This window comes from Sphingomonas sp. AC449 (genome assembly GCF_979253475.1).
Genome location: NZ_CEEDCZ010000006.1, coordinates 88,164 through 95,809 on the forward strand (window position 1 = coordinate 88,164; position 7,646 = coordinate 95,809).

The following is a 7,646-nucleotide window of genomic DNA, read 5'->3' on the forward strand; positions in this document are numbered from 1 at the left end:
ACCGGCGCCGTCGGAGGCTCGACCCTCCGCCGGCGCTACGGAACGTCGCGGACCTGTGGCTCGGACCCACGATCGGTATCCGGCGGCGAGCGATCCGCGGGGCTGCGCAGGATGCCGTCGCGCAGCATCCGCGCGACGACGCCGGCGATGTCGTCGGGTGTCCCGTCCTCGCTCCAGACGCCGTAGCGGAGTCCGAGGAAGACGTTCATCCCCATGATCGCCCAGCCGTGGATCTCCCCGACGTCGCCCGTGACCTCGCCGCGCTCCGCGGCGTTTCGCAGGCGGCGCGTGATGCGGTCGGCAGTGGTCGCATAGTGAAGGCGGAAGCTGGCGGGATCGACGAATTCGGATTCGTCGATGATCCGGTAGATCTCCTTGTGCTGGCGGACGAAGGTGATGAACTCGCGCAGCCCCGCCTGCTCGGCGGCAACCTGGTCGGGCGCGGACAGTATCGCCGGGGCGACCTGATCGCGTACCTGGTCCGACATGTCGCGGACGAGCGCGCGGAACACCGCGTCCTTCGAATCGAAATAGGTGTAGAAGCTGCCCAGCGCGACGCCGGCGCGGCGCGTGATGTCGCTGATCGATGCCTGGTGAAACCCGTTGTCGCCGAATTCGATCGCGGCGGCGTCGAGGATCGCGCGCATCGTCCGGCGGCCACGCTCGGTCCGCGGGGCCTTGCTGTCGCCGCTGACCGCCGGGTCTGACGGCGTCGTCTCCTGCGCCTTCGCCATTCTGTCTGCCTCGATACACAAGTTGAATACTGGTTCAGGTTTCAGTATAGACTGGAACCAAGGCGCACAACCCGGATCATACCGGGCGCATCAAGCGGGCGCCGCAGGAGGGGATGACACCGTGGCACAGCCGAAATCCGTGATGATCATGTTGAACGCCGGGGTCGCACTCGCCGCTTTGCTCGGCGGATCCGCGTCCGCGCAGACGCAACCCGCCGCCAGCGTCGCAGACGCCACGCCGGCCACGCAGACGGGGCCCGCCGCCGACGAGGCCGGGATCGACGGCGATATCGTCGTCACCGCGCGCCGTCGCGAGGAACGGCTGCTCGACGTGCCGATCGCGATCACCGCGTTCACCGGCGCGCAGCTCGAGGCGTCGGGCGCGCTCGACGTCACCGACCTCGCCGCTGTCACGCCCAACGTCACGCTCGAGACCTCGCGCGGCACCAATTCGACGCTCACCGCCTTCATCCGCGGCGTCGGCCAGCAGGATCCCGTCGCGGGGTTCGAGGCGGGCGTCGGCATCTATCTCGACGACGTCTACCTCAACCGCCCGCAGGCCGCGGTGCTCGATATCTACGACGTCGAGCGGATCGAGGTGCTGCGCGGGCCGCAGGGGACGCTTTATGGTCGCAACACGATCGGCGGCGCGGTGAAATACGTGACCCGCCGGATCGGCTCGGACCCGACGCTGAGCATCCGCGGCACCTATGGCAGCTATGACCAGGCGGACGGCGTCATCAGCGCGAGCACGCCAATCGGCGACACGGGGTTCCGGATCGGCGGCGCGGTCGCGCGGCTGAGCCGCGGCGGGTTCGGCACCAACCTCACCACGGGACAGGACAATTACAACAAGGATTTCTGGGGCGCGCGCGGCACGCTGCAATATGAGGCGGGCGACAGCGCGTTCTTCCGCCTGTCGGGGGATTATACCAAGGACGACAGCAACCCGCGCGGCGGGCACCGGCTGATCCCGGGGCTGGTTTCCAGGACGCCGGTGCTGACCGACGTGTTCGACAGCCGCGGTGGACTGGTCGCGCCGAAGCAGTCGGTCGAGGCCTATGGCGGTTCGCTCTTCGCCGAACTCAAGCCCGCCGCGTATCTGACGCTGCGCAGCATCACCGGCTATCGCAAGGACGACAGCGCGACGCCGATCGATTTCGACGCACTGCCCGCGGTCGATGTCGACGTCCCCGCCTTCTACAACAACGAGCAGTTCAGCCAGGAGGTGCAGCTGCTGGTCGATGCCGGGCCGTTCAACATGCTGGCGGGGCTCTATTATCTCGATGCCAAGGCACGCACCGTGTTCGACGTGCGGCTGCCGGGGACGGTGACCGCGCTGACCTTCGGCGATGTGCGGACGAATACGGTGGCGGTCTTCGGCGATGCCACGCTCGACGTGACGCCGATGCTCAGCGTGTCGGTCGGCGGCCGCTATACGTGGGACGATCGCATGTCGCAGGTGCAGCGCAACGTGTATCTCGGCGCGTCGCCCTTCTTCGGCGGCACGACCGCGCCGATCGCACGGCAGACCGACTTCCGCGGGACGGCGAGCTTTGCCAAGTTCACGCCGCGCGCGTCCGTCAGCTTCAAGCCCGATGCGAACAACACGCTTTATGCGAGCTGGTCGAAGGGGTTCAAGGGCGGCGGGTTCGACCCGCGCGGCGTCGGCACAGCGGCACCGGATCTAAACGGCAACGGCATCACCGGTGCCGGCGGCGACCGGCAGGATATCTACAACTTCCTGTCGTTCGGGCCCGAGAGCGTCGAGAGCTATGAGGCGGGATACAAGGCGTCGCTGTTCGACCGCCGGCTGACGCTCGCGGTGGCGGGATTCCATTCGAAATATACCGATGTGCAGGTGCCCGGATCGGTCGGGGCCACCGTCGGCGGGATCCAGACCTTTATCGGCATCACGACCAATGCGGGCCGGGCGCGGATCAACGGTGTCGAAGGCGAGGCCAATCTGACGGTCGCGGAGGGGATCGCGGGCACCGGCGACCGCGTCAATCTGTCGGGGACGATCGGCTATCTCGATGCCAAATACACGCGCTTCATCGATTCGCGCGGGATCAATGTTGCCGCCAATCGCAGGTTCCAGAACACGCCCGACCTGACGGCAAGCGGGACGCTCGCCTATCATGTCCCGGTCGGTGCGGCGGGCGCGATCGATGCGAGCACGACCTTGTCCTATCGCAGCGATTCGCAGCAGTTCGAGCTCCGCACGCCGCTGCTCGACCAGCCGGCCTATGCGCTGCTCGACGCGAACCTCGTCTATACGATCGATGCGCGCTTCTCGATCGGGGTTCATGGGAAGAACCTGACCAACAAGCGCTATGTCGTGTCGGGCTATAATTTCCTGCTGCAGAACCCCGATACCGGCGACTATCTGCGCACGGCGGCGGGCGCGTTGCGGCCATCGCTCGGCAGCGACGGCGTGCTGACCGCCTATTACGGCAACCCGCGTCAGGTCTTTGCGACCCTCACCGCGAAATTCTGATGGAGCGCAACCGGGGGCGGGTGATCGCCCTTCGTTTGCTGGAGTAGAATATGGCGAGTCCTATCCCGGCGGCCCCGCGCGAGGGCCGCCGCTACCGCGTGACGGCGCTCGTCATGCTGTTGCTGGTCTACACGTTCAACTTCGTCGACCGGCAGATCCTTGGCATCCTCGCGCCGACGATCAAGACCGACCTGGCGCTGACCGATACGCAGCTGGGCCTGCTGGGCGGGCTGGCGTTCGCGTTGCTGTATTCGACGCTGGCGATCCCGCTCGCGTGGCTCGCCGACCGGACGAGCCGGACCTGGGTGATCACGCTCTCGCTCGCGGTGTGGAGCGCGTTCACCGCGCTGTGCGGGGTGGCGGGCAGTTTCGCGCAGCTGTTCGCGTTCCGCGTCGGCGTGGGGGTAGGCGAGGCGGGGGGCGTCGCGCCCTCCTATGCGGTGATCGCGGACACGTTCGCGCCCGACCGCCGTGCGCGCGCGCTGGCGGTCTATTCGCTCGGCATCCCGCTCGGGTCGGCAGCCGGCGTGATGCTCGGCGGCTATATCGCGACGTCGATCGATTGGCGGACCGCGTTCATCGTCGTCGGTGTCGCGGGGCTGGTGCTCGCGCCGGTGTTTCGGCTGTGCGTGCGCGAGCCGGTTCGCGGGTCCGATGCGTGCGACCGCGAGCCCGTCCGCCGCGTGTTCGGGATCCTCGCGCGCAAGCCGAGCTTCTGGCTGCTCGCGTTCGGCGCCTCGGCGAGCTCGATGCTGGGCTATGGCCTGGCCTTCTGGCTGCCGTCGCTGATGCAGCGAAGCTTCGGGCTCGACCTGATCGAGACCGCGCAATTCTATGGCGGCGTGTTGTTGCTGGGGGGTGTTGCGGGCGTCCTGCTCGGCGGCGTGCTCGGCGATCGGCTGGGTGCGCGCGATCGGCGGATGTACGCGCGCGTCCCCGCGATCGCGTTCGTCATCGCGGTGCCGCTGTTCGCCGCGGGGATCCTGTCGTCCTCGGTGACGGCGGCGTTCGTCTTCTTCCTCGTGCCCCAGGCGCTCGCCTATGTCTGGCTCGCGCCCGTCATCACCGCGATCCAGCATCTGGTGCCCGGACATATGCGCGCCACTGCATCGGCGACGTTCCTGCTGATCAACAACCTCATCGGTCTCGGCGGCGGTAGTTTCGCGCTCGGCGCACTCTCGGACACGCTTGCCGCGCGCTATGGCGACGAAGCGTTGCGCTATGCGATGCTCGCGGGGCTCGTTCTGTACCTGGTCGCGGCGTTGCTGATGTGGCTGGCATCGACGCCGCTTCGTCGCGACTGGGTCGATCCCGATCGTCCGTGCTGACGGCGGTGCGGGGACGGGCGTGCCGTCGCGCGTCAGTCGCTGCGCCGGCGCATGCGCGCGGCGTGGACGATGTCGATGGTGTGGCCGTGGCCGCGACGTTCCGCGCGGACCATTTGCCCGACGCGTTTGCCGTGGATCATCAGCGGCAGGCCGAGCAATGCGAGCGGGAAGACGACGATCATCAACGGCGACCCGTCGACTGCCCCGCACAGCGCGCAGGCGGTAGCGGTCAGCGCGAGGCCGCCGGCTTTCCATCGCAGGTCGCGCCGCGTCATGCCGCGCACCTCCAGGCGGCTGCGGATACGCGATCGTCGATCACGACGTGACCCGCAGCCGCCAGCAGCCGCGCGGTGCTGCCGTCGTTGTCGTCGGCGGCGTGGCGGTCGTGGCACAGCAGGATGTCCGCCGGGACATCGGCTTCGCGGGCCAGCGCCTGCGCGATGTCGGCACGTTCGAAGCTGAGGCCAATCGCGGGATCGTGCAGCCGGGTCGCGGCGGCGCGCGCGCGACCGATCAGCGGGGCGGCGTCGTCGATGCCGTGTCCCTCGATCGCGGTGAACCCGAGCACACGCGCGTAGTGCACGGCCGCGATCAAAAGCGTTCCGCACGCGCAGTCGGTATCGACGATCCGGACGGCGTGACGGTGCCGCTCGCGCATCGCGGCCAGCGCCGCGGTGATCCGTGGCCAGCGCGGGTCGCATCGTGCGGTGCGGCATAGGCCAGGTCTTGTGATGATGACTGTCATGTCCGTGTCCCGCTCAGGCCGCGCGCCACGGCCTGTGTGATCGGGCGTCAAGCCGCCCGCGGACCCGAGTTACGAACCGCGGCATAGCGATTCGAGAGCGATTTCGGGAAACCCCATAGTGCCGGCATAGTGGCCGTAACGGCTCGTCGCATTTCACCGCGTCGTCGCTACAGCCAGCGCGTCCGGCGGAACGAGTGCGGCGCGATCGCATGGGTCGTCGACGCGTTCGGCGATCGATGCGCAGAAACTGCGCGGTGGGCGCGCGTCGATGCGTTCGGTGCCAGCCAGCCGAGACGCGGGCACACGCTCGGCACCCGCGGTTTGCGACGCGCGCCGTGCGGGGTCTGCCATATCGGTGATTGTCGCGGTCTCGATCGGCAGGATGACGTCATGGGTCCGGGGCTGCCACCGTTCGCTGACCTTGATCTGGTCGAACAGATGGTGGCCGAGCGCCGCCATCGCGCTGCCCGCGCTCGCCGCGAGCAGACCGATCGCGGCGAGCGCAAAGGCGAGCGCGCCAACGGTGTCCGGGGCGAGCGGCATCGCGCACAGCCGTGACAGCGCGGTGTACGCTATCCCGCAGAGGAGAAGTCCCGATGCGCGCAAGCCGAGATCGGCTCGCCGCGACTGATGCCACGCCGCCATGCCACACTCCTTGTCGTGGCAACCCGGCTATCGAGCGCGGCATAGCAATTCGAGATCGATTCCGACTTTCTGCGTAGCGCCTGCATAGTGCGGCGCGCTTTCCTACCGATGCGGCGGAGGATCGGCGCGGGCGTGGCGTTGCGGTCCGCGGGCCGGGTCCGATCGGGCAAAGTCACCGCGTTTGGTGCCGCGGGCTGCCGTCAGGCAACCCGCGGTGATCAAGCGCGCGTTACAGCTTGAACTTCTTGAGCGCCTCGAGCGCGGCCTTCGCGGCGGCATCGGCTCTCTTGAGCAGATCCCTGGCGGCGTCGTCGGCGCCCTTGGCAGCGTCGTCGGCGGCCTTCTTTGCGCCCTTTGCGGCATCGTCCTGCTGCTTGGCGAGGTCGGCCGCGGCCTTGGCGGCGTCCTGAGCGGCCTCGCGGGCAGCCTTCTCCGCGTCCTTCGCCGCCTGGTCGCGTCCGTTCTTCGCCGCTTCCTCGGCGGCCTTGGCGGCATCCTTCGCGGCCTTTTCCGCGTCCTTGTCGGATGCGGCCTTTGCAGCATCCCGCGCCGCCTTTTCGGCATCCGCCCGCGCGGCATCGGCCGCCGCCTTCGCGGCCTTTTCGGCGGCCTGGGCTGCATCCTTCGCGGCCTTCTCGGCATCCCTGGCGGCGTCGCGTGCGATCTTGTCGGCGCTGTCCTTGGCGGCCTTTTCGGCGGTCCTCGATGCTTCCGCGGCCTGGTCGGCGGCCGCCTTGGCCGCGTCCCTTGCCGTTTTGTCGATTTCCGCCTGCCGCGATGCGGTCGCGGCCGCCGCGGCGTCGCTCGCCGCCTTCGCGGCGTCTGCCGCAGCCTTCTGTGCTGCGGCCTGCGTCGCGGCGTCGTCGGAGTCGCGCGCGGCCGCCGCAGCGGCGTCCGCAGCCCTGGCGGCAGCGGCGGCCGCGCTGGCAGCGACGGCATCGGCGGCCGATTTCGCCGCATGATCCGCATCCGCGGCGGCGGCCAGTTCGCTTGCCCGGCGTGCGTCCTCTGCCGCCTTGGCCGCGGTGGCGGCCGCGACGCGTGCGGCCTGTTCGGCCGACGAATCGGCGGCGGCCCTGGCGGCCTCTTCTGCCGCGCGCGCCGCCATTGCCGCATCGGCGTCCGCCGCAGCCTTGGCTGCCGCCTTTGCCGCTGCATCGGCCTGCGCCGCAGCGGCCTGCTGCGATGCATCGGCCGCGGCCTTGACCGCGGCGTCGGCCTGCGCCTGCGCCGCCATCTTGGCGGCTTCGCTCGCATCCTGCGCGGCCTTGGCCTTCGCCGCGGCGTCGTTCGCGCGCAGCGCGGCGCTGGCGGCTTCCTCGCTCGCGCGGTCGGCGGAGGCCTTCGACTCCGCGGCGGCGGTTGCCGCCTCGCTTTGGCGCGTCGCCGCGGACGCGGCGACCGTCTGCGCATCGGTCACCGCGGTCGTCTCGACCGCGACCTGCACCGCCTTGACGGCGGACGTCGACGCCTCGGTCACGGTCCGGCTGATGCTCGCGACGTCAGCGAGGTCGGCAAGCGCGTTGCCGCCAAGCGTGCCGGTGACGAGGCCCGCGGTCGTCGATGCCAGCGAGACGGGTGTCTCGTACACCGCGGCCATGACACCGGGCGTGGCGATGGTCGATCCGGGCGCGTCTGCGGCGATCGCGATCGGATCGGCGGGTGGGGTCGCAAGCGGGGCGGGGGGGGTGGGG

The 7,646-nt window shown here is 69.5% G+C and carries 6 protein-coding genes and 1 pseudogene; 2 read left to right on the forward strand and 5 right to left on the reverse strand.

The genetic code is table 11. From position 1 onward, the window contains the following. Window positions 1-35: 35 nt before the first annotated feature. A complete protein-coding gene (locus tag AC0CH3_RS11830; RefSeq protein WP_354303874.1) occupies window positions 36-734 on the reverse strand; it encodes a TetR/AcrR family transcriptional regulator in 699 nt (232 codons plus the stop codon). A 142-nt stretch (window positions 735-876) separates the two neighbouring features. Between AC0CH3_RS11830 and AC0CH3_RS11835 the strand changes: the two genes are divergently transcribed. Further along, complete coding sequence (locus AC0CH3_RS11835) at window positions 877-3,234, forward strand: TonB-dependent receptor (protein WP_354303876.1); 2,358 nt, start codon at window positions 877-879, stop codon at window positions 3,232-3,234. Between the two features lie 50 nt (window positions 3,235-3,284). Next, window positions 3,285-4,562, forward strand: coding sequence for a spinster family MFS transporter (locus tag AC0CH3_RS11840; protein WP_457326029.1), 1,278 nt, complete (start codon window positions 3,285-3,287; stop codon window positions 4,560-4,562). Window positions 4,563-4,594: 32 nt separating this feature from the next. Here the strand turns inward: AC0CH3_RS11840 and AC0CH3_RS11845 are convergent, their stop codons facing one another. The 4 genes and pseudogenes from AC0CH3_RS11845 to AC0CH3_RS11860 form a co-directional block, all read right to left on the reverse strand. Continuing rightward, a complete protein-coding gene (locus AC0CH3_RS11845) occupies window positions 4,595-4,837 on the reverse strand; it encodes a hypothetical protein (RefSeq protein ID WP_354303878.1) in 243 nt (80 codons plus the stop codon). Further along, window positions 4,834-5,307 carry an SAM-dependent methyltransferase gene (locus AC0CH3_RS11850; protein WP_354303880.1) on the reverse strand — a complete coding sequence of 158 codons (474 nt, stop codon included), beginning with the start codon at window positions 5,305-5,307 and terminating at the stop codon, window positions 4,834-4,836. Before AC0CH3_RS11850 ends, AC0CH3_RS11845 begins: the two co-directional genes overlap by 4 nt. 153 nt (window positions 5,308-5,460) lie before the next feature. Beyond that, window positions 5,461-5,952, reverse strand: coding sequence for a hypothetical protein (locus AC0CH3_RS11855; RefSeq protein WP_354303882.1), 492 nt, complete (start codon window positions 5,950-5,952; stop codon window positions 5,461-5,463). Between the two features lie 229 nt (window positions 5,953-6,181). Beyond that, a pseudogene (locus AC0CH3_RS11860) lies at window positions 6,182-7,646 on the reverse strand (hypothetical protein); the annotation flags it as partial.